The organism is Actinomyces sp. zg296 (assembly GCF_009829695.1).
Classification (GTDB): Bacteria; Actinomycetota; Actinomycetes; order Actinomycetales; family Actinomycetaceae; genus Actinomyces; species Actinomyces marmotae.
The window spans coordinates 405284-425268 of the sequence record NZ_VWPG01000002.1 but is presented as its reverse complement, the minus strand read 5'-3'; the positions used below and the strand labels follow the sequence as shown (position 1 = coordinate 425268).

The window sequence follows — 19985 nt, the reverse complement described above, 5'->3', positions numbered from 1 at the left end:
TACAGTCGGCACATGAGCACCCCCGCCCGCCCCGCCCGGCCCTCCTCGGGCCGCCTCGTCGTCGCCGCCGCGATCCTGGATTCCCTGGCCCGCCCGACGGCGATGCTCTGTGCCGCCCGCTCCTACCCTCCCCAGCACGCGGGCCAGTACGAGTTGCCGGGCGGCAAGGTCGAGAGCGGGGAGGAGCCGGTGACCGCGCTGACGCGCGAGCTCGCCGAGGAGATCGGGGCGTCGGTGCGCCTGGGCGCCGAGGTCGTGCCACCCGCCGCCCTGGCGGTTCCGCCTCCCCCGGCGCGGCGGGAGTGGCCGGGCGACGACGCCCCGGCCTGGGCCGCGATGAACGGGCACCGGATGAGGGTCTGGCTCGCCGAGCCCGACGGCGATCGCCCACCCCGATGCGGGAAGGCGCACCAGTCACTGCGCTGGGCGCGGCTGGGGGAGCTCGACGCCCTTCCCTGGCTGCCGGCGGACGCGCCCATCCTTCGCGCGATCCGGTCGGTGCTCGCGCCGGGAGCGCGGCCCTGATCCCGGGGACCAACACCCTTTCCGTGATCTCTCGCACAAACGCGATTTCCTCCCAGGCCGCAGCCCACACCGGCGCCCACACTTGCTGACATTGAGCCCCACAACGTCACGTCGTGAGTTAGGCTGGCCTCATGCCGAAAATCATGGGTAGTTCCCTCGCCGAGCACCGCGAGCGCACGCGCAACGCGCTGTTCGAATCCCTGTCCCTCCTCATGAGCCAGCGCTCCTTCGACAAGATCACACTCTCCGACGTCGCCTCGCGCGCCGGCGTGGGCCGCACCGCCGTCTACAACCATTTCGCCGATAAGGAGGACCTGCTCCTGGCCTTCATGGAGCACGAGGTCGTCCGCTACTCCGAGGAGTTGTCCATCGCGCTGGCGGGCATCGAGGACCCCCTCGACCGCCTGCGCGTGTACGTGCGCCAGCAGGCCCTCCTCAAGCGCCACTTCCACTTCCCGACCACCGGGCCGCTGGCCAGCTCGGTCTCGCGCAACACGGCGGGACGGCTGCGCGCCCACGGTGGGCTCATCAGCCAGATGCTCGCCTCGATCCTCTCCGACGCCATGGATGAGGGCCTCATCCCCCGGCAGGACCCGGGGATGCTCATCCCCCTGCTCAACGCCTGCGTCATGGGCGGGCGGCCCACCCCCCAGGACCCCGCGGCGCGGGCCGCCTACCTCGACGCTCTGGACATCTTCGTGCTGCGAGCCGTCGGAGCGCGGCTGCCGGACCACGCGGTGCCCGCCATCCGTCGCACCCACGCCACGGAGGACGCGTCGGCCCAGAGGGCCCAGGAGGCGCCGCATGAGCGGGCCGCCGCCGGCTGAGCCGACCAAGCCCCCCAGCGCCGGCCCCGGCCTCGCCCGCGGTCACTCGCCTCAATGGCCTCTCGTCGCAGCGCCGCTGGCTCACCAGCGGCGCTTGGCGCCGTCATTGGGCGCTGCCGAGCGCTCCTCACGACCCTGGTTGCGGCGCTGAAGCCTCTTCTCCTTCTCCTGGCCCTCCGTGGGCGTTGGGCTGGCTGAGCCGCTCTCGCCCGCAGTGGGCTCGCTCGCCCCGGGGGCGGTCGGCTCCGCGGTCGGCGAGGAGGAGCCGGAGGGGCTCGGATCTGTTGATGAACCACTGCTGGGGCTCTGGGACGCGTCCGGGGAGGGGGTCCCGGGCTCGGTCGGGGTCTGGGTGGGCGAGGGTGTCGGGGTCTGGGTGGGAGGCGTCGTCGGCTGGGGCTGCGGGGACTGGGCCGGGGGGACCTCGCAGTCGCCCGCGGCCTCCTTCGCGGCGTCGACCTGGGCCTGCGCCGCCGTCGTGTCCCCCGATTCCTGGGCCCGCCCGGCCAGGGCCATATGGGCCACGAAGAGGTTGACGCGTGTCATGCACACGCCGGTGCGCTGCCGGATGACGTTGCCCGCGGTGTCATAGGCGATGTCGATGACTCCCTGGGGGGCATCGGGCAGGGCGGACTCCAGGTCGGCGATCGCGCGGTCGTAGTCCCCCGCCAGGAGCTCGGCGGTGCCCAGGTTGTAGCGCGCCCTCCACTTGTGCAGCCATGGGTTGATCGTGCGCACCATGCGGTAGCGGTCCACCGCGGTGGAGTAGTCGCCCGCGTACAGGGAGCGGTTGGCCAGGGTGGTGCCCGTGGACACCGCCGCGAGCCACAGGCCCACGACGAGCAGGATCGAGGTCAGGCTGAGCCCGATCAGTAGCCGGCGGCGCCTCGGCATTGGCTCGCGCGATCCCATCACCGGCCCCCTGACCGCGCCAGGCGGCGCACCTCGATGTCGGATCGCACGAGCGCCGCTGCCTCCCAGGTCATGAGCGCGAAGACCAGGAGCGCCAGGGGCCAGGTGAGGTAGCGGCTGGAGCGCTTGCCGTGGTGCCCGTCGGACAGGATCTGCTCGACGTCGACGCTCGTGAAGGCGCTCGTCGGGTCATCGCCCTCGCCGTCGCGCTGGTAGTAGGGCAGGCCGAGGTCCTTCGCCACCGCCTGCAGCTCCTGGACGTCCGGGACCGAGACGGCGTCATCGCTGTGCCCCTTCTCCTTGATGTAGGGCATCTGGTCGGCGGGGGTCGTGCCGCCGTCGTACTCGCGCATCCTCCCACCCTGGGCGGTGCCGTAGCCCAGCACCGCGCCGCCGTCGACGAGGGGGGCGAGATCCTTCCAGGCCACGCCCTGCGAGGCGGCGTCCTTGGCCCCGGCGCCATCGTCGGTGGCCTCGCCGTCAGAGAGGATGTAGACGAGGCGGGCGTCCTGGGGGGCCACCTGCGCGGCCTCGGTGAGGGTGGCGGTCAGAAGCGGGAGCATGCGCTCGAGCGAGGAGCCCGTGGATCGGCTCGTCACCTCCTGGCGGAGCGTCTTGATCCAGGAGTCGACGGCGTTGGTGTCGGTACTCAACGGCATCTCCCTGGCCGCCGCGGAGTCCAGGGCGAGGATGGAGAAGCGGGCCTCGGGCAGGGCCTTGCGGATCGCCTCCAGGTCCGCGCGCACGCCGTCGAGCCGGGTCCCGGCGCCGCCGGCCCAGTCCTCGGCGGCCATGGAGCCCGTGCGGTCGACGACGAGGTAGACCTCGGTGGTGGAGGTGACCCGCTGATCGTACTGGTAGGTGCTGGGGCCGGCGAGCATAAGCACGAGGGTGACCACCAGCGCGGCCCGGCGGGCGACGACGAGGCGCGCCGAGAGCGACAGCCGGCGGGCGGGCGGGAGAGCAGCGCCGGCCCCCCGCGGGGTCAGGCCCCGCGGGCCGTAGGGAGCGGGGGCCGCCTGGGGGCGCGGCGGGCGCAGGCGCCACCAGTTCATGACGACGGCGCCGATGCCGATGAGGGCGATGAGGATGGTGAAGGGCCATCCGAACAGAGGATGGAATGTCATGCGCGCCTCCAGGCGGCGATGAGCAGCAGAGAGCCGGCGGCCAGAACCAGCCAGATGGCGCCCACCCTGGGGGTGTCCGTCAGCCGCACCTCATTGTCGGAGCTGTACTCCTGGGCCTGGGTCTTCTCCAGCTCTTTGACGATGCGCCCGGCCGTGCGGGAGTCCCCCACTTGGTAGAACTTGCCGCCGTTGTCCCGCGTGACCCTCTCCAGCTCCTGGCGGGCCGACTCGACCTGGGAGGCGAGGTCGCCGTAGCTGAGCCCTTGGTCGTAGCCGTAGATGGAGAACAGGCGGATCTTCTTCCTCGTGGCGAGCTCGGCGGCCTCGGGCAGGGAGAAAAGCTGGACGTGAGAGTTGTCGAAGACGACGTTGTCGGTGGCCAGGATGATGGAGCGGGGGCGCTCGTCGGCGCTGGCGGCCCCGGAGTTGTCGAAGGCCTGCGTGCAGGAGGCCAGGCCGTCGCCGGCCAGCGAGGAGGCGTTGAGCTCCTCCGCTATCGTGCCGGAGAACATTCGCGAGTAGCGGCTGCGCGCCGAGGAGAGGCTGGTGGACGCGGAGTCCAGGAGATCGGTGATCTTGCCCATCTCGGTCTTGAGGGTCTCATAGTCGTCGGTGAGGGGCACCATCGTCTGCGCCGTCGTGTTCCAGGCGATCAGGGCCACCCGCTCCCCGTTGAAGGAGTCGATGAGCTGGGTGTAGGTCTCCAGCACCTGGGAGTCCAGGCCGAGCATGGAGCCCGAGACGTCCAAGCACAGGACGATGTCGCGGCTGGCCAGGGCATCGTTGCGCACGTCCTTGCTCACTGGGCGCCCGGCGAGCAGGGCCGAGGAGACCATGGCCGCGACGATGAGCGCGCCCAGGAGCGCGTGGAGCGCGCGGCGTCGGCGCAGGCGCCGCAGGACCGCGGGCGAGCGCAGGAGCGGCATCGCGTTGGCGACGCGGCGCGTCGGGCCGGCCGGGGCCCGCTCGCCCCCGCGGGCGGCGCGCAGCGCGGTGATGCCGATGATCAACGCGGCGGCGCCGATGAGGAACCAGGGAAGCCAGGGCATCACCATCTGGAGACCACCTGCCTGGCGTGCTCGATGGCCCGGGCGGCGACGGCGTCGGAGTCGCGATCGAAGGAGGGCTGCTCCCAGATCGCCAGGAGCTCCCCGACATGCCCCAGGGGATTGGCGTCCAGGGGCTGCGCCGCGGTCCTGGCGCGCTTGAGGCGGGTCTCGACGTCCTCGGACTCGGTGGACGCGGACATGTCCATGATCTCCGTGACGGTCGCGGTGGTCAGGTCCTCACCGCTGCGCTCGGATCCGAAGCCCCGCAGGGCGGAGGCCAACTCGAGGTGCAGGACGCGCAGGTCGATCTGCCCGGCGTCGTACTTCTTCGCGGCGCGCTCGATGAGCCTCATCCAGCGGCGGCGCTCCCCGGGAGCCATGGGGATGTCGCTGATGAAGCCGTCCCGGACCCGGTGGCTCAGGAGCGACCAGAGGAGTCCGGCGACAGCGAGCAGGAGGATGACGACGGCGGTGACCGCCATCCAGGCGGGCATGAGCTGCGGAGGGCTGATCTCCACGGTCATCGCCTCCTTCGGGCGGTGGCGAGGCGCTGACGGCCGAGCACCTCGGCGATGGAGTCCACGAGGCCCTCCTCGGAGGCGACGACGGCGTGCTCGATGCGCCGCGAGTCCAGCAGCGCGGTGACGCCGGCCCGCCGGGCGGCGTCGGCCCGGGCGAGCTGGGCACCCAGGGCCGTGTCGTAGCGCAGGAACACCGGCAGGTCCTCCGCCATCTCCACATCGCGGACCGCGCCGGGGTCGCCGGTGATGGGGGCGTCGTCGGCGATCTGGATGACGACCAGCTCGTGCTGCGCCGACAGCCTGCGGAGCTGGTCGTGGGCGGTGGCGTCCGGGTGGGAGGTGTCGGTCAGGAGCACCACGAGGCTGCGGCGGCCGTGGAGGCTGATGACCTTGCCGAGCAGGCCGGGCAGGTCGGAGGCGGGCGCGCCGGCGACCAGCTCGCCGATGGCGGCGCCGCTGTCCCGCCGGGGGGAGACCTGCCCCACCCGCATACGGGCGCTCGCCGGGGCGCCCCGCGGGAGCTCGGTGAGGGCGGAGTACTGCCGGGCGATGAGCCACAGGATCGTCTCGGCGTGCTCGGCGCCCGACCGGGGCGGGCGGGAGACCATCCGGGAGGCGTCCCCGGCCACAAGCGCCACGGAGTCGCCGCGCAGGCGGGCCAGGTAGGCCATGACCTCGGCGACGGCGAGGGCGAGTTCGCGCTTGTCCTCACCGCTGGGGGCCTGGGCGGCCATGGTCCGGCCGGTGTCGATGGCCAGGACGAGGGGCAGGTTGGACTCGCGCTGGTAGCGCTTGATGACGGGCTGGCCGATGCGCGCGGAGGCCTTCCAGTCGATGTCTCCCACGTCGTCGCCGGGGCGGTAGGCGGACAGGTCGTCGAAATCCTGCCCGTGCCCCAGGAGCACCGACTTGTGCCGCCCGTCGAGCAGCCCGATGGCGCGGCGCAGGGTGGGCAGGGACAGGCGCCCCCGCACGCGGGCCAGGCGCGACCCGCGCGGCGTTGGCTCGGCCGGCAGTTCGATGGCGCCCGCCGTGGGAGGGCGGCTCACGGCGTCGGGACCGCCGCGAAGACCGCGTCGATGATCGCCTCGGGGGCGATGTCATCGGCGAGGGCGTCGTAGGTGAGCACCAGGCGGTGGCGCATGACGGCGTGGCGCAGCAGGCCGACGTCGTCGGGGGTGACGTAGGTGCGGCCGGCCTGCAGCGCGAGGGCCTGGGAGACCCGCATGAGGGCGATCGAGCCCCGCGGCGAGCCGCCGACGCGCACATGGCGCTCCAGGCCGGGCACGGGGCGCGGGCCGCCGCCGCGGGAGGTGTTGATGATGGCGACGATGTACTGCTTGATGACCGGGTCCACGTAGACGCGCTCGACGGCGCCCTGGAGCCATTCGACGTCATCGGTGCTGATGGGCTGGGCGTGCAGGGGCTCCTCGAAGGCACCCGAGGAGATCTTGTCCAGGACGTCGACCTCCTCCATGGGCTTGGGGTAGCTCAGCACGTCCTTCATGAGGAAGCGGTCCATCTGGGCCTCGGGCAGGACGTAGGTGCCCTCCTCCTCAATAGGGTTCTGGGTGGCGAGCACCATGAAGGGGTGCGGCAGGGGGTAGACGACGCCGCCGATGGAGGTCTGGCGCTCCTGCATGGCCTCGAGCATGGCGGACTGCGTCTTGGCGCTGGAGCGGTTGATCTCGTCGAGCAGGACGATGTTGGCGTGCACCGGGCCGAGCTGCGTGGTCATCTCCCCGGTGGCGTACTGGAGGACCTGGGTGCCGACGATGTCGTTGGGCATGAGGTCCGGGGTGCACTGGATGCGGGTGAAGGAGCCGGAGACGGCGGAGGCGAGGGTCTGGGCGGCGGTGGTCTTAGCCAGGCCCGGGACCGATTCCAGGAGGATGTGCCCACCGGCGATGAGCGTGGAGATGAGGGCCAGGCGCAGTTGCTCCTGCCCCACCAGGCGCTGCTCGAAGACCTGGTGGATGCGCTTGATGAGGGCGCGAGCGCGCTCCACGTCCTCCTCGGGGTGGCGGGAGCGGGAGGAGCGGGCGGCCTCGGCGCGCAGGGCCTCGCGCGTGGGCAGGGGGCCGGTCGGCGCGGGGTACGCGCGCTCGCGGGGGACAGTGGGGACGGTTCCCGACTGCGGGATCTCTCCCGGGGCGGGGCGGATGTCGCGGCGCGCGCCGGGGGCGATCGCCGGCGGGGCCTGCGGGGCCTGGGCCGGCGCTTGGGGCATCGGCGGGACGGCGGGCACCGCACCCCTGAACGGCCCGGCCGCGGTCGGTGCGGCGGGCTGCCGGTGCTGCGCGGGGTCGGTGCTCATACATCTCCTCATGAGGTGCGGTGGGCGCTCTGCCGCACGCAGGCTATAACGGAGCCTTGCTGAGGCGATACCTCCGGCGATGGGTACCCTCACCCACGTTTCCGCTCCCTCCAGGCGATCCTCTCCCTCCCGTTCGCGAGACCGGTCCGCGGACCGGTCTCGGTCATGATTTCGACCGGTCTCGGTCATGATTTCGACCGGTCTCGCATAGAGGGAGGGGCTATGGTGGGGTGAGGGCGGACAGGTCGGCGTCCGAGGCCTCGATCCTGACCTCGATGCCGCCTCCCCCCACCCGGGCAGCGGTCACCCGGAACCCGGTCGGAAGCGCATCGGCCGGGAGCCCGAGCGATGAGGGCCCCATCCCCAGCCACTCCAGCACCGTCTTACCGGCGATGCTCTGATCCGCGGGGATGTCCCTGCCCGCCCACGAGATGCTCGTCACGGTCAGGCTCACGCCCCCCGCCTCGGTGACGACGGGCGCCAGGTGGATCCCCACGCCCTGGCCGCAGACGGTCCCGCGCAGGATCGCCGTTCCGGGGGAGTTAGCCGCGCCCTCCTGGAGCGGAGAAGAGGAGGGAGAGGACACGCCGCCGACGACGAGGCCCGCCATGCGATCGACCTCGGCCCAGGGCAGGGTCCCGCTGAGGACGACGTGGTCGGCGTGATGCGCCCCCGAGGTGCTCAGCCCCTCGATCGTCAGGGCGACGTCGCTCAGCTGCGCGCCCTGGATCGCCGCGGGATCCCCGACCCTGGGGGCGGAGCAGCCCTGGGCGCCCGTGACGATATTGAGGAGCCCGCCCAGCAGGCCCCCGTCTCCCGGGGTCGGCTCGGCCGTGGGCTCCGGGGCGGGCGTGGCGGCCTCGGTCGCGGGGGCCCCTGCGCGCATGACGGTCAGCGTTGAGGCCGTGATGCTGAGGCTGTCGATCTCTCCGCGCACGACCTGGGGCAGGACGGGCCCGTCCAGGCTGAGCCTGGCATCCGGGGAGAGCCCGTGGAGAGAGCCGAGGACCCGGGAGGTGATCTCATGGCGCGCGTAGCGCTCCGCCCCCACTCCGGCCAGGCCGAGGAGCGCTGCCAGGATGACGACGACGGCGATCCCCCGTCGCCAGGTCAGGAGGCGGCGCCGGGGCTCGACGCCGTCACCCTCAGGGCCCTGCGAGCCCTCGGCGCCATCGGCGCCGTCGGCGCCGTTGGCGGCCTCGGAGCCCTCGGCGCCGTCACCACCGTCACCACCGTCAACGCAGTCGGCGCCGATGGGGCCGGGGCGCTCGTCGTCGCCGTCAGGACCTTCAGGGGCCCCGGCACTGGCGACGGCTTCGCGCTCACCCAGGTCCTCGTCGGTCATGACCGCTCCTGCCCGCCTTACTCGCTCATGGTCACGTCGCTGCCGGCGAGAGAGATCTTCAGGCCGTCGGCGGTGACCATGACCTTGCTGATCCTCAGGCCGTGGGGCAGCTGATCGGGGGTGATCTCCACGCCGCTGATCGGGATGCCCAGCAGTGCGAGAATCCTGCCCCCCTCGGAGTTGGGGCCGTCAATGGGCACCTCGACCCCGTCGGCCTTCGCCGAGGTGACGGTGATGCCCAGGCCGCCGTCGGCCGTGACCCGCGGCTCGAACACGATCTCGAAGGCGGAGCCGTAGCCGACGCCGGAGGCGCGGGCACTGCCGGGGTCCGTGTCCGTGCCCGGGCGCACCACGTCCACCGTCACATCCTTGGGGTTGATGTCGGCGGTGGTCACCAGGTCGTTGGCCCCCCGCCAGTCGATGAGCCCCGTGGCGCGCGCGCTGCTCGCGCGATGCGGGTCGGAGGCGCTCACGCCGGTCAGCTCCGCGTGGACATCGCACACGCTCAGGGTGCTGGCCGTATCCGCTCTCACGGGCAGGTCGAGTCGGGAGGCGTCGATGCCGATCGAGTCGATGCGGCCGTGGAGGAGCTGGAGGATGAGGTCATCACCCGTGGTGATGGAGGCGTTCTTGTCCAGTCCGGGAAGCGCCTGGCGGATGGCGGCGGCCACCCGCCCGGACAGGTAGGAGTCCAGGGCGGGCCGCGCCGTGAAGTTGCCCACGGTGAGCAGGGCGACGAGGCAGGCGGCCGAGACGGCCAGCGCGCGTCCCCGGCGGGGGGAAGGGCTAGCAGCGGAGGGGGCAGGCGAGGGGTTCAGGGAGGACGCGAGCGAGGAGGTCTCAGGCACGGTCGGCTCCCGCCCCCTTCGCGCCGCCGCCCACCTTCGTCGGGGCGGTGGTCACGGGCGCGGCGGCGGCGCGGTTGGCGGCGAGCTCGTCGTCGAGCATGGGCAGGTCCTCGGCGGTGACCATGAGCGTGGAGACGGCGTGCTCGACGAGCGCCGTCCGGCGGTTGGAGGCGGCGCCCTCGGCGCGGCCCCCGCGCAGCCCCCGCACGCCGACGCGGTCGAGCTTCTCGCAGACATTGTCGAGCTTGCGGTTGAACTTGGTGATCGACCAGCCCAGGCGCGCGGCGGCGGCCTGCGAGGAGGGGATCTCCGCGGCGCCGGTGCCCGCGCGGCGCAGCACCGGCTCGGACAGCGCGAGGATGAGCAGGAGCTGGGAGCGGGTCATCGGGGTGACGCCGATCGTCGTCTGGCCGGTGGACTGCCTGGCGCCCTCGATCCCGGCGAAGTGATCCTCGCCGGCGGTGATGAGGTCGATCTCATAGGTGGTGGGACCGGCGGAGAAAGTGAGGATGACCCGTGGGAAGACCAGGGGCATGCGCGCTCCGGGGGCGAGGCGGGACTGGACGAGCCCATCGCCGTCGGTGAGGGTGGCCGACAGACGCGAGCCCTCATTGGCGATCCACCACAGGCCGTTCTCGCGGGCGAGCACGACGAAGCGCCGGTGCAGGTAGGGATTGTCGTCGATGTCAAGGTCCCCGCCGCGGCCGACGACGAAGGTCTCGTCCGGGGCGATCCTGTGCACCTCGCCGGAGAAGTCGAGCACGAGCTCCTCGGGGCGGTCGGGGTCGACGGTGGGCAGCGATTCCGTCCACGTTGCGTCGCTGGTCATGGGAAGAATCCTTTGCTTACTGCTGGTAGTGCTGGAATGGGTGGATCGAGGGCGGAGAGGGCGGTCCCGCCCCCATCGGAGCGGAGGGGGCGACCAGCCTGAGCGTCATGCCATCACCGATGCTGAGCACGTCCCCCACGCTCAGAGGCGTGGGCAGGGCGGAGGCGATGAGAACCGCCGGGCAGCCGGGGCGGTGGAGGATCGTGCCGTTGGAGGAGCCCAGGTCCTGCGCGAGGACGGAGGAGCCGGCCGTGGTGATCCGCACGTGGGATCGGGAGACCATGTGGGAGGTCGAGGGGACGACGACGAGCGCCGCCCGCGCGCTGGCCGATTGGGGCGCCCTGCCGATCACGACCTCGCCGCCCGCGCGCACGAGGACGTCCTGCCCGGTGGACAGGCGCAGCAGGGCGAGGACGGGGCGGGCGTCGCGCACCATCGCCGTCGCCAGGGCCTCGGCCACGGCCGATGAGGGCAGGGTGTTGATCGCGTTGCCCGCCGGCGCCTCTCCCCCAGGGCCGGTCGCGGGGCTCCCCACGGACGCGCTGCCGGCGGTGGGCACCGAGGAGCCGCGGTGGCGGCGCCGGCCCGAGCCGGGCTCGGGCTCAGGGAAGGAAGCGCTCAGGTCGTAACTGCCCGAGTCATCCTCGGGGTCCGGCGCCGGCCCGGGCATCGCGGCCGTCGGGGGCCCGGCGTCCTCCTCCTCGGGCTCGACCCAGACGCCGGTGGCGGGCAGATCCTCGTCGTCGACGCCGTCGATCGCGTCCCAGGCCGAGGCCGGCCCATCGGGGGTCGGAGCGCCGGCGGCGACAGCCGCGGCCGGGGAGCCCGGGGACGGGTCAGCGTCCTCCGTGCCGTCGCCCGCCTCGTCCTGGGCCACGAGCCGGTCGGGCTCATCGGGGTCGGGGGGCTCCTGCCCGGTGGAGATGGCGGCCTGGGCGGCGGCGCCCTTGACGGCGCCGGCGTCGCCCTGGACCACGGGGCCGCCCAGGGCCGCCAGCACGGCCGCCGCCACGCGCTCGGGGGCCCCGGGGACCAGGAGTGCCGTGCCGAGCATCCCGACGATCACCTCGCCGCGCTCGGCCTCGGCCAGGGTCCCCGCCGAGCCGCCCTCGGGGGCGTGTCCCTCATCATCCGGGGCCATCCGACGCACCTCCCCCTGACTGCTCGGGAGCCGTGACGACGCCGCCGAGCGACGGGCGCTCCACGAGATCGACGACCACCGCCGTGGCGTTGTCATGCCCGCCGTTTTCCAAGGCGGCGGCGACGAGGGCCTCGGCGGTGCGCTGCGGGGTGAGGCCGGCGTCCAGGATGAGGGCGAGTTCGTCGTCGTCGAGCTCGTCGCTCAGGCCATCGGAGCACACGAGGAAGCGCTCGCCCCCCGTGGCGGGCAGGAGGCGCGCACTCGGGGTGAAGGGGCCCGCCAGCCCCCCGCCCAGGGCACGGGTGACGATGTTCTTGCGGAAGTCGCCGCGGGCGTCGGCCCGGCTGAGCTCACCGGACTCGATAAGCTCCTGGACCTTGGAGTGATCGGTGGTGACCTGGTGGAGCTCGCCATCGCGCAGGAGGTAGACGCGCGCGTCACCCAGGTTGAAGACCAGCCAGGCGGGGACGCCGTCGGGGTGAAGCAGGGCGATTCCGGCGACGGTCGCGCCGGGCCGGTGAGCGGCGGAGGAGGGCAGCGCAGCGACCTCCTCCCCGGCCTCCTCGATCGCCTCGATGACCTGGGCGGCGTCGCTGATGACGCTCCCGGCCAGGGCGGAGATCCGCTCCAGGGCGGTGCGAGCGGCCAGGCGCCCGGAGGAGTGCCCCCCCATGCCGTCGACGACGACGTACACGGGCTCCAGGGCCAGATAGCCATCCTCATTGGCGGTGCGCATGCGGCCGACATCGGTGGCGGCACCGACGATGGGGGCCCGGGACGCGCCGGCGACCGGCTCAGTGGTATCGCTCATCGGTTGGTCCCGCCCTCCTTGTTGCCGCGCTGGGGCTGACCATACCGTTGCTTCCGCCTCCCTATGGCCATCAGGGGTCCCTCAGGTAGGCTCGCAGCCGCAAGTGCCCCCCGGCACTCCGGGACCCTCGCCTCCCCCGGCGCGTCCCGGCCCTCGATCGCCGCTGAAGGACCTTCATGTCTCAGGCTCAGGACGAGCTCATCGCACGCGCTCAGGACCCCACGACCCCCTGGGCGGACCTGCACGAGCTCGCTCAGAACTACCCGGGACTGCGCCCGTACATCGCGCGCAATCCGAACACCTACCCGGACCTGCTGACCTGGCTGGGATCGCTGGGGGACCCCGCCATCGACGCCGCGCTGGCGTCCCGCCCCATCGCGGCCAGCCCCATCAGCCCCATCGATCCCGCCACCATGGGCGGCCCCAGCGCGCGGGCCATGCCCGGCACGATCGCGGTCCCGCCCCAGGCCCAGGGCACGTCGGCGCAGCCCTCGGACCCCGCGTGGGCCGCGCAGCAGGCCGGCCCCCAGGCGTTCCAGCCCGCCTGCCAGCAGGGCGCGCACGCTGTGGGCCAGCAGCCCTACGCGCAGGGCTACGACCAGCAGGCGCTCCTTCTCGGAGTCGGCGAGCCCGCGCCGCCGAACAAGGAGAGCCATCACCGCTCCAACCTGTTCCTGTGGTTCCTGACCCTGGTGGTCCTGGCCCTCGTCGGGGCGATCGCCTTCTGGGTCGCCACCGAGGACGACGACGCCACTAAGGCCAGCCGGGCGAGCACGGATCAGGCTGCGGCTTCGAGCCCCGCCCAGGAAGGCGCGGCGCCGCCCCCCTCGACCGGCCCCTCGGCCAGCGCCTCGGCGAGCCCGACGAGCAAGAAGGCCTTCCCGGCGCCGTCGGACGCCACCGAGCTCGCAGCCTTCACGGCGCCTTCGGGCAATATCTCCTGCACCCTGACTGACTCGGGCGCGACCTGCACCATCAAGGAGCACTCCTTCTCTCAGGGCAATTGCGTATCCTCCCCCTACGAGGCCACCGTCAGCGGCAGCGATGCCACCGGCAGGTGCGCCACCTCCTTCTCCGGAGGGGGCGTCACGCTCAACTACGGCGCCTCGGCGATGCGCGGCGACTACGCCTGCACCTCCTCGGAGTCCGGGATCTCCTGCTGGAGCCAGGTGACCGGCAAGGGCTTCACGCTCTCGCGCGAGCGCGTCCAGAGCACCTCGAAGAACTGAGCCCGCGCGGCGCCGTCGGGGCTCGCGAGCCGCGCCCGCGTCTACCATCCACGCATGCCGTCCTACCGTCGAATCCTGCGCCAGCCCGGCGCCCTGCGCTTCTCCAGCGCCGCGCTCATCGCCCGGTTCCCGATGTCGATGCTGGGGATCTCCCTCATCCTCACCGTTGAGGCGGTTTACGGCTCCTACTCGGCGGCCGGCGCGGTCAGCGCGGCCTTCGTCGTCGCCTCGGCGATCGGCTCACCGCTTCTCGCGCGCCAGGTCGACGCCCGGGGCCAGGCCGCGGTCATGCGCCCGGCGCTGGCGGTCTCCGCGAGCGCGCTGGCGGCACTCATCGGCTGCCTGTCGGCGCGCGCCCCACTTCCCGCGGTCCTCGCCCTGGCGGCGGTGGCGGGCGCCTTCACCGGGTCGATGGGCTCACTGGCCCGCTCGCGGTGGACCGTCGTGCTGTCCACCCCGCAGGACCTCCACACGGCCTTCTCCCTCGAGGCGGCACTCGATGAGGTCGCCTTCGTCATCGGCCCGCCGCTGGCCACCGCCCTGAGCACCGCGCCGGCGCTGCCCACCGCCTCGGGCGTCATCGCCTGCGCCCTGCTGCAGACCGGCGGTGGGGCCTGGCTGCTGTCCCAGAGGGCCACGGAGCCCCCGGCACATCCCCGCCCCCGGCGCGGGCGGGGCAAGGACCGCGAGGGCGACGGCGCTCCGTCAGGCGCGGGCGCTCCCCGGACCCCGGTGCTCCGGCACGGGGCGGTCCTCGCGGTGATCACCGTGTTCATGCTCACCGGCGGGCTGTTCGGGGCGAACGACGTCGCCGCCGTCGCCGTGGCCAAGGAACTCGGACACCCCTCCGCGGCCGGCGTCGTGCTCGCCGCCTGGTCGGTCGGCTCCCTCAGTGCGGCGCTCGCCTTCGGGGCGCGCGCCTGGGGGTGGCCGCTGTGGAAGCAGCTCCTGGCAGGCGTCACCGGGCTGGCCGTCGGGTGCTCGGCCCTGCCGCTGATGCCGGGCCTGGTGTCGATCGCCGTCGTCATGGCGCTCACCGGAATGGCGATCGCCCCCACGGTGACGATCGGCAACAACATCGTCCAGGTGACGGTGGCCCCCTCGCAGTTGACCGAGGGCCTGGCCTGGATCGGCACCGCGCTCAACATGGGGGTCTCCCTGGGCTCCCTCGTGGCGGGCCAGGCGATCGATCGCACCGGCTCCCATGGCGGGTATCTCCTCGTGGCGGGCTTCGCCTGGATGGGGGTCCTCGCTACCATCGTCGGGCTGCCGACACTGCGATCAGCCAAGGCGAGAACCGATTTGGAGAACCCGGCATGACATCAGCCTCTGACGGGGCCCAGGCGCGAGGAGCCGCGCGCGAGCGCGCGCTGGAGACCGCCCTCGGCTCACCCGCCCTCCTCATCCTGGGCTGCGTGGGCCTGCTGCTCATCCCCGTCCACCAACTGTGGAACGACCTGGTGCCCTCGTTCAAGCTCGACGCATGGATCTACTACCACGCCGTGGCGCAGTGGCATGCCGGCGGCTCCCTCTACGACTGGTACGCCGACCCCGGGCGGCAGCTGTGGCCCTTCACCTACCCGCCCTTCGCCGCATGGGCCTTCACTCCCCTGCTGCTCATCACCGATCGCGCCGCGCAGATCCTGCTCACAGCGCTGACGCCCTGGGCGGCGGCCCTCACCGGCTGGGCGGGCCTGCGCTGCCTGGGAGCGCGCGGGAGGGCGGCCCGCACCGGCGGGGTGTGGCTCGCGGTGGCGGGCTGCCTGGTGGCTGAGCCGCTGGACAAGACCATGGAGTACGGGCAGATCAACGCGATCCTCATGATGCTCGTCGCGCTCGACCTGCTCGTGGTGCCCGTCAGTTCGCGCTGGCGCGGGGTGGGCAGCGCCGTGGCCGCGGTCATCAAGCTCACCCCGGCGATCGCGATCCTCGTCTTCGTCGTGCGCCGCGAGTGGCGGGCGGCGGCGACGATGGCCGTCACGGCCGCCGGGCTGACGGCGGCGGCGTGGGTGGCTTCGCCCCAGGAGTCGATGCGATTCTTCGGCCAGGCCATGCTCGACCCCTCGCGCGCGGGGCTCCCCGACTACTCGGGCAATCAGAGCCTGCGCGGGCTCGTGGCCCGGGCCCTGCCGGAGGGGATGTGGGGTCCTGCGTGGGCGGGGCTCGCGCTCCTGGTGATGATCGGCGCCGTGCTCCTGGCCAGGGCCCTGGGACGGGGCGCCTCCGCCTCGGACGGCCTGATCCTGCTGCTCCAGGCCGACGTGGTGATGACCTGCGGGCTGCTCATCTCCCCCATCAGCTGGTCGCACCACTGGGTGTGGTGCCTGCCGCTGCTCATGGGGCTCGGCGTCGCCTCCTGGCGCTGGCGCTCGCCCGCCCTCATGACGGCGACGGCGTCCGGCGGGCTCGTCTTCGCCCTGGCCATGCACTGGTGGTTCCCCGAGCAGAATCACGTGGAGCAGGACTGGCCGTGGTGGGCGGGGCCATTGGGCTCCTCCTACACGCTGTGGGCGCTCGCCGCCGGGGCCGCACTGTGGGTCTGCGCCCCGCGCGGCGCGCGCGACCCGGGCGCCGGCGCGCCGGAGGGCGAGGGCACGCCGGGGTGGCGGCGCCCGTAAAATCAGCGAGGTGCCGCTCTTCGATATCGCCCGCGCCGTGGAGGACCAGTTCCACCGCGACGTCATCCCCGTGCTCAAGCGCCGCGGCTGGCGCCCACGCGTGGTCGCCTATGACGGCTACGGAACCAGCGCAGACCAGCCCGACGGCGCCGATATGGCGCGCGTGCTGGCTCGGATGGTGCTGCGGCCCGTGGACGCCCCCACCGAGGGCCCGTTGTTCCGCTCCCTGCCGGAGAGGCGCCCGGCCTCGGCGGCGGAGGTGATCGACAACGCCCGCATCTCTCTGGCGGACGCGCAGCGGGGCTGGCGCCTGTTCATCGACGCACCGGTGCCCTTCCTCCCGGTGACGATCACGGTGGGCGGCGCACGGATCCGCACACGGGCGGATCGCGAGGGGTACATCGACGTCGTCGTGCGCGGGCACGGACTGGGCCCGGGATGGCATGACGCGGTGATCGACGCCGCCGGCGCGGGACGGTCCAGCGCGCGAGTGCTCGTGGTGGGCCCGGAGCCGACCCTGGGGATCATCTCCGACATCGATGACACGGCGATGATCTCGCACGTGCCGCGCATCCTCGTGGCCGCGTGGAACCAACTGGTCAAGTACTCCTCAGCGCGCGAGCCGGTGCCCGGGATGGCCCGGCTGTACCGGCGCGTCCAGCAGGCCCATCAGGGGGCGCCGGTGTTCTACGTGTCCACGGGCGCGTGGAACGTCATGCCGACGCTGCGCGCCTTCTTCGCCCGCCATGGCTTCCCCGAGGGGCCCGCACTCATGACCGACTGGGGACCGACGAACACCGGGTGGTTTCGCAGCGGCATCGAGCACAAGCGCACCGAGCTGCGCCGCCTCATGATCGATCTTCCCCAGGTGCGCTGGCTGCTCGTGGGCGACGACGGCCAGCACGACCCCCTCATCTACGGCGAGGTGGCCCGTGAGCACGCGGATCGCGTGGCCGCGGTGGCGATTCGCCGGCTCAGCGCCACCGAGCAGGTGCTCGCCGGGGGCATCACCGCTCATCCCATGGGCATCGGGCCGGCGGCCCAGACGCTCGCGGAGGCGGATGTCCCGGTGGTCACGGGGACCAATGGCTTCGAGTTGGCCTCCCGCCTGCCCACTGCGATCGGTGGCGGGACAGCCGGAGGATGAGGCGATCCCGAGCCGACGGCCGGACCGCTCAGCCAGATGTCGCATCCCTGGCGCCGCGCCAGACCCGGAGCACGGATCACCACCGCCGAGCGGCACAGGGCAGGAGGAGCGCGCGCCCACCCGATCCGACCGCGCGAGAGGGCGGGGCTGGCGCGCCTCGCCCCGGCGCCGGCGGACCGCTAGGCTGGGCGCCGCGGTCCGGGCATGACGCGCCCGCCGCGCACTTCTAGGAGGCACGCATGAGCAAGCTCCCCTTCGTCCTCGGCCTCGGCGCCGGGTACGTCCTGGGCACCCGGGCGGGCCGCGCCCAGTACGAGCGCATCAAGGCGACCGCCCGGGGCGTCGCCGACCAGCCCTTCGTCCGCACCCGGGTCGACGCCGCCCAGGCGAGAGTCGCGCAGGCCGTGCGCCAGCAGGGCGAGGCCGTCACCGACAAGGTCGCCGACGCCGTCAAGGAGCGCCTTTTCGGCGCCCCCGCCTCCCCGGCCCCGGCGAGGGGCTCGGAACCGGCCGCGGTCGCCGTCGACGACGCCACAATCCGCCCCATCAAGTAGCGCCGCGCGGCGCCCACTTCCCCACGCGGCCCCGGTGAGAGCCCCGGCCCTTAGAGGTCCTCGGGGGCGAGGGGCTCGCGGTCGCGCCGTCCCCGGGAGGACCCGCCGCCCGCGCTCGCCCGCCGGGCGCCATCTCCCCTGACGCGCAGGCCCATGAGCCCGCGGCGCCATCCGATCGCGGGGCCGCTCGGAAGCGCCCATTTCAGGGGCCTCTCCCCCCGGGCGCGCCGCCGCATCTCGCGGTCCCCCACCACGGGCAACTGCCAAGAGCGCCAGTAGGCGAGCAGGCACATGCCCGCCCCCACGAGCGTGGCCACGAGAATGCCCCAACTCTCGTGGAAGCCGACGCGCACCATCACCACATCGGTGAGCGCCGCCAGGAGCGCCGGGATCGCGTAGAGCTTGTTGCCGCCGAAGACCGCCGGCGTCTCACCCACGGACACGTCGCGGATCATGGAGCCGCCCACCGCCGTCAGGCAGCCCAGGAGCAGCGCCGGCATCACGCCCAGCCCGTTCGCCAGGGCCTTGGTGGCGCCCGTGGCCGCCCACACCCCCAGGACGACGGCGTCGGCCACCACGAGGAAGCGGCGAGCCGGGCGGGAGGTGAAGGGGACGAGCCAGGCGATCATCGCGCCGGCGCAGGCGGCGTAGAGGTAGTAGGGGTCCGTCAGGGCGAAGGGCGGGCCGTTCTGGATCATAACGTCGCGCAGGATGCCGCCGGCGGTCGCCGTGAGGATCGCCAGGACCACGAAGCCCACGAGGTCGAAGTTCTTGCGGCGGGCGATGAGCGCCCCCAGGATCCCGTTGAGCAGCACACCGGACAGGTCGATGGCGCGGAAGGTGACGGGCAGGGCGCCGAGCGCCGTGATCTGCACGGGATGAAGCGCGATGGGGAGGCAGACCACTGACAGCACGGCCACACGATAGAGGATGCGCGGCGGTGAGGGCCCGCACGGGGCGGGGACTCACCGGGCCAGCGCCATCCCGCCCGGGGTAGGCGGCGGGGGCCGAGCCGGGGCGCGCCCGCGAGGCCTCGCGCCCAGCAGGGCCGCCCACAGCATCAGGCTCACCGAAACCGCCGCTGGCGGGCACGACCGGCCAGGGGGGAGGATCGGGCGCGTGCCGTCACAGCCCTCCCCGCCCCCGCAGCCCTCCCGGCCCTCGCCGCCAGCGCCGCCAGTGCCGCGGCGCTCGGCCACGGGCTCGCGCTACGCCCCGCCCCAGGACCTGTCCACGTACGCGTGGCTGTCCATCGGGGCAGCCCTGGCCACCATCGCCCTGAAGTCCTGGGCGGCATGGGTGACCGGCTCGGCCGGGCTCCTCTCGGACGCGGCGGAGTCGCTCGTCAACCTGGTGGCGGCGGTGGTGGCCCTGTGGGTGCTCAAGGTCTCGATCCGCCCGGCCGACGAGGACCACCAGTTCGGCCACTCCAAGGCGGAGTACTTCTCCGCGGTGGTCGAGGGCGTCATGATCTTCGTCGCGGCGGCCCTCATCATCGTCACGGCGGCCGAGCGGATCATCCACCCGGTCATGCCCGAGAGGCTGGGGCTGGGCCTGGCGGTCTCCGTGATCGCCTCGGTCATCAACGGCGGGGTCGCCTGGGTCCTGCATCGAGCGGGGCGCGCCGAGCGCTCGGCCGCGCTCATCGCCGACGCCAAGCACCTGGCCACCGATGTCATCACCTCCGCGGCCGTGCTCATCGGCGTGGGGATCGTGGCGCTCACCGGCTCGCCGGTGCTCGACGCCCTCGTGGCCCTGGGGGCGGGCCTCAACATCATGTGGACGGGCTTCAAGCTCATCAACGAGTCGGTGGGCGGGCTCATGGACGCCGCCCCCGCCGCCGAGGCGATCGCCCGGGTGGAGGAAGTGCTGGGCACCCGCCGCGAACCCGGCCGCATCGACTTCCACGCCATGCGCATCCGCGAGGCAGGAAATCGCCGTTTCATGGATCTCCACGTGCTCGTGCCCGACGCCTGGACGGTCAAGCAGGGGCACGACTTCGCCGAGGACCTTATCGATGACCTGGTCCGCGCGGATCCGGGCCTGCGGGTCTCCGCCCACCTCGAGCCGATCGGCGATCCGAAGAGTTACGAGGACCTCGACGACGTCTGACCGCCCGCGCGCCCGGGACCGGGGTCCTCGCCGCCGGGGATCGCACCGGCGAGGCGCGAAGCCAGACACGCTC

At 73.0% G+C, this 19985-nt stretch carries 20 protein-coding genes; 8 read left to right on the top strand and 12 right to left on the bottom strand.

Annotated elements, in window-relative coordinates:
• Window positions 1-12: 12 nt before the first annotated feature.
• Entirely contained in the window at window positions 13-525 is a 513-nt protein-coding gene (locus tag GVV76_RS02145) for an NUDIX domain-containing protein (RefSeq protein WP_159624592.1), read from the top strand.
• A 131-nt stretch (window positions 526-656) separates the two neighbouring features.
• Window positions 657-1352: a TetR/AcrR family transcriptional regulator gene (locus tag GVV76_RS02140; protein WP_159522792.1), complete on the top strand. Its 696-nt coding sequence runs from the start codon at window positions 657-659 to the stop codon at window positions 1350-1352.
• A gap of 81 nt (window positions 1353-1433) precedes the next feature.
• Here GVV76_RS02140 and GVV76_RS02135 read toward each other — a convergent pair whose 3' ends face one another.
• The 11 genes from GVV76_RS02135 to GVV76_RS02085 form a co-directional block, all read right to left on the bottom strand.
• Complete coding sequence (locus GVV76_RS02135) at window positions 1434-2246, bottom strand: tetratricopeptide repeat protein (RefSeq protein ID WP_159624590.1); 813 nt, start codon at window positions 2244-2246, stop codon at window positions 1434-1436.
• Between the two features lie 17 nt (window positions 2247-2263).
• Complete coding sequence (locus tag GVV76_RS02130; RefSeq protein ID WP_159624587.1) at window positions 2264-3391, bottom strand: vWA domain-containing protein; 1128 nt, start codon at window positions 3389-3391, stop codon at window positions 2264-2266.
• Window positions 3388-4446 carry a vWA domain-containing protein gene (locus GVV76_RS02125; RefSeq protein ID WP_159624585.1) on the bottom strand — a complete coding sequence of 353 codons (1059 nt, stop codon included), beginning with the start codon at window positions 4444-4446 and terminating at the stop codon, window positions 3388-3390. The genes GVV76_RS02130 and GVV76_RS02125 overlap by 4 nt, the downstream gene beginning before the upstream one ends.
• Window positions 4440-4964 carry an alpha-amylase gene (locus GVV76_RS02120; RefSeq protein WP_175993995.1) on the bottom strand — a complete coding sequence of 175 codons (525 nt, stop codon included), beginning with the start codon at window positions 4962-4964 and terminating at the stop codon, window positions 4440-4442. Before GVV76_RS02120 ends, GVV76_RS02125 begins: the two co-directional genes overlap by 7 nt.
• Entirely contained in the window at window positions 4961-6010 is a 1050-nt protein-coding gene (locus tag GVV76_RS02115) for a DUF58 domain-containing protein (protein ID WP_159624583.1), read from the bottom strand. The genes GVV76_RS02120 and GVV76_RS02115 overlap by 4 nt, the downstream gene beginning before the upstream one ends.
• The gene (locus GVV76_RS02110; protein ID WP_159624581.1) at window positions 6007-7278 is read right to left on the bottom strand and encodes an AAA family ATPase; all 1272 of its coding nucleotides are present in this window, start codon (window positions 7276-7278) and stop codon (window positions 6007-6009) included. Before GVV76_RS02110 ends, GVV76_RS02115 begins: the two co-directional genes overlap by 4 nt.
• A gap of 220 nt (window positions 7279-7498) precedes the next feature.
• Entirely contained in the window at window positions 7499-8623 is a 1125-nt protein-coding gene (locus GVV76_RS02105; protein WP_159624578.1) for an LmeA family phospholipid-binding protein, read from the bottom strand.
• Between the two features lie 17 nt (window positions 8624-8640).
• Window positions 8641-9471, bottom strand: coding sequence for an LmeA family phospholipid-binding protein (locus tag GVV76_RS02100; protein WP_159624576.1), 831 nt, complete (start codon window positions 9469-9471; stop codon window positions 8641-8643).
• The gene (locus tag GVV76_RS02095) at window positions 9464-10300 is read right to left on the bottom strand and encodes a hypothetical protein (protein WP_159624574.1); all 837 of its coding nucleotides are present in this window, start codon (window positions 10298-10300) and stop codon (window positions 9464-9466) included. The genes GVV76_RS02100 and GVV76_RS02095 overlap by 8 nt, the downstream gene beginning before the upstream one ends.
• 16 nt (window positions 10301-10316) lie before the next feature.
• The gene (locus GVV76_RS02090) at window positions 10317-11441 is read right to left on the bottom strand and encodes an FHA domain-containing protein (RefSeq protein WP_236263153.1); all 1125 of its coding nucleotides are present in this window, start codon (window positions 11439-11441) and stop codon (window positions 10317-10319) included.
• Window positions 11428-12252 carry a PP2C family protein-serine/threonine phosphatase gene (locus GVV76_RS02085; protein ID WP_159522772.1) on the bottom strand — a complete coding sequence of 275 codons (825 nt, stop codon included), beginning with the start codon at window positions 12250-12252 and terminating at the stop codon, window positions 11428-11430. Before GVV76_RS02085 ends, GVV76_RS02090 begins: the two co-directional genes overlap by 14 nt.
• 176 nt (window positions 12253-12428) lie before the next feature.
• Here GVV76_RS02085 and GVV76_RS02080 point away from each other — a divergent pair, with 176 nt between their 5' ends.
• The 5 genes from GVV76_RS02080 (at window position 12429) to GVV76_RS02060 (ending at window position 17800) form a co-directional block, all read left to right on the top strand.
• A complete protein-coding gene (locus GVV76_RS02080; RefSeq protein WP_159624570.1) occupies window positions 12429-13481 on the top strand; it encodes a variant leucine-rich repeat-containing protein in 1053 nt (350 codons plus the stop codon).
• 54 nt (window positions 13482-13535) lie between these two features.
• Window positions 13536-14801 (top strand): MFS transporter, encoded by a 1266-nt coding sequence (locus GVV76_RS02075; protein WP_159522768.1) that lies wholly within the window; start codon window positions 13536-13538, stop codon window positions 14799-14801.
• Window positions 14798-16099, top strand: coding sequence for a glycosyltransferase 87 family protein (locus GVV76_RS02070; protein ID WP_159624568.1), 1302 nt, complete (start codon window positions 14798-14800; stop codon window positions 16097-16099). Before GVV76_RS02075 ends, GVV76_RS02070 begins: the two co-directional genes overlap by 4 nt.
• A 10-nt stretch (window positions 16100-16109) precedes the next feature.
• On the top strand, window positions 16110-17246 hold the full coding sequence (locus GVV76_RS02065; RefSeq protein ID WP_159522764.1) for an App1 family protein: 1137 nt from the start codon (window positions 16110-16112) through the stop codon (window positions 17244-17246).
• 239 nt (window positions 17247-17485) lie between these two features.
• Window positions 17486-17800, top strand: a complete 315-nt coding sequence (locus GVV76_RS02060) for a YtxH domain-containing protein (RefSeq protein WP_159624566.1) — start codon at window positions 17486-17488, stop codon at window positions 17798-17800.
• A 50-nt stretch (window positions 17801-17850) separates the two neighbouring features.
• Here GVV76_RS02060 and GVV76_RS02055 read toward each other — a convergent pair whose 3' ends face one another.
• Window positions 17851-18711: a trimeric intracellular cation channel family protein gene (locus GVV76_RS02055; RefSeq protein ID WP_442858359.1), complete on the bottom strand. Its 861-nt coding sequence runs from the start codon at window positions 18709-18711 to the stop codon at window positions 17851-17853.
• A 268-nt stretch (window positions 18712-18979) separates the two neighbouring features.
• Here GVV76_RS02055 and GVV76_RS02050 point away from each other — a divergent pair, with 268 nt between their 5' ends.
• Window positions 18980-19912, top strand: coding sequence for a cation diffusion facilitator family transporter (locus GVV76_RS02050; protein ID WP_159624708.1), 933 nt, complete (start codon window positions 18980-18982; stop codon window positions 19910-19912).
• The last annotated feature ends 73 nt before the right edge of the window (window positions 19913-19985 follow it).